Source organism: Acidovorax sp. GW821-FHT10A04 (assembly GCF_059415825.1).
In genome coordinates, this window is the sequence record NZ_JBWKNZ010000034.1 from 1 (window position 1) to 1690 (window position 1690).

A 1690-nucleotide genomic window follows, 5' to 3' on the forward strand; every position below is an offset into this window, starting at 1 on the left:
GGCCGAGGCTGTGTGGAAACACCCACGAGCATACGGGCCAGCCCCATCTCGCAGCACTGAGCCTCATTTTCCACTAGTGCTGTTGCAGAATCGCTTTTGGCGCACCGGGGCCTTTTGACGCCTTCCCGAAGCCTCTATCGGCCTGTAAAAAGCCAACAAAGGCCTCACGCCTTCGCCATCCGCATCGCCTGCATCATCTGCGCGATACCCATCACGCTCATCACCCGCTTGATGTTGTAGGCCAGCACATGCAGGCTCATCTCGGTGCCCACGTGCTTGAGGGTCTTCATCAGGAAGTGCGTCGAGCCCATCCAGTGCTTGAGCGTTCCGAACACATGCTCCACGGTGGACCTGCGCAATGTCATCGCCTCGGGGTTGCCGTCCAGCCGTTGCTGAACGCGCTCCAGTACTTCTTCGTGCTCCCAGCGGCGGACACGTCGGTATTTGCTGGTCGTGCATTGCTCGCGCAGCGGGCAGTGCGGACAGGCACTTGACCAATAGATGCTCAGGCTCAGGCTCTTCTCGATCGTTTTGAACCGTTGGATCGCACGCTCGCCTGCAGGGCACTGGTACTCGTCATCCTTAGCGATGTACATGAAGTCGGCTTTGTCGAAGCGCCCTTCGGCTTTCGCGTTGGATGTCATCGGCTTGGGCACGAAGGTCGTGATGCCAGCGTCCTCGCAGGCCTTGAGCTGCGGGCCACTGAAGTAGCCCCTATCAGCGAAGGCCTGCAGGTGCTCGCTTCCCATAGCCTGGTCTGCGGCACAGGCAATGCCGTGCAGTTGTGCCCGGTCATTGCCAACGTTCGTGACCTCGTGCGCCACGATCAGGTGGTGCCTGGCATCGACGGCTGTCTGCACGTTGTAGCCAACCAGGCCCGATCCCTTGGCCTGGGTGACCATCGAACGTGCATCGGGGTCGGTGAGGGAGACCTGGCCATCGGGCAGGCTCTTCAATTGCTCCTTGAGCCCATCGAGTTGCCGCATCTGTTCGCGCAACTTTTTCAGTTTCTCCTGCAGTCGTTCTGTCTTGGCTTCGACCTCGGCGGGCTGCGTGCGGTCTGCGGTCTCCAGCGCGTCAAGGTAACGCTGGATGCTCTGCTCGATCTGCTGCTGACGGGCCTCGATCTTGCCGGGCGTGAAGTTGCGGTCACGGCTGTTCACGGCCTTGAACTTGCTGCCATCGATGGCCACGATGGCCTGCGAGAAGAGGTCCAACTGCCGGCACATGGCGATGAAGCGCTTGCCGACGTTGCGGATGCCGGCGCCGTTGTTTCGACGGAAGTCGGCGATGGTCTTGAAGTCTGGCGCAAGGCGCCCGGTCAGCCACATCAGCTCGACATTGCGCTGGGCTTCGCGCTCCAGGCGGCGACTTGACTGGATGCGGTTCAAGTACCCGTAGATGTAGAGCTTGAGCAGTACGGCCGGGTGGTACGCGGGCCGGCCGGTGAGCGCTGGATTGACTGCATCAAAGCCCAGTGCCCGAAGATCCAGTTCTTCGACAAAGACATCGACAACACGCACCGGGTTGTCCTCTGCGATGTAGTCGTCCAGGCACTCCGGTAGCATGGTGACCTGTTGTCGGTCTTCGCCTTCGATGAATCGCTTCATGGGGCACCTCGCTTGAATCGGGTGCCGTTATTTTAGTTTTGGGCAGCGGTTTAGGGTTGGGTTTTCACACAGCCTCGGCC

At 60.4% G+C, this 1690-nt stretch carries 1 protein-coding gene; it reads right to left on the minus strand.

What is annotated here, in order from left to right; all coding sequences use genetic code 11:
• Positions 1-164 precede the first annotated feature (164 nt).
• Positions 165-1610 carry an IS1182 family transposase gene (locus AC07PF_RS33070; RefSeq protein WP_494614747.1) on the minus strand — a complete coding sequence of 482 codons (1446 nt, stop codon included), beginning with the start codon at positions 1608-1610 and terminating at the stop codon, positions 165-167.
• Between the last annotated feature and the right edge of the window lie 80 nt (positions 1611-1690).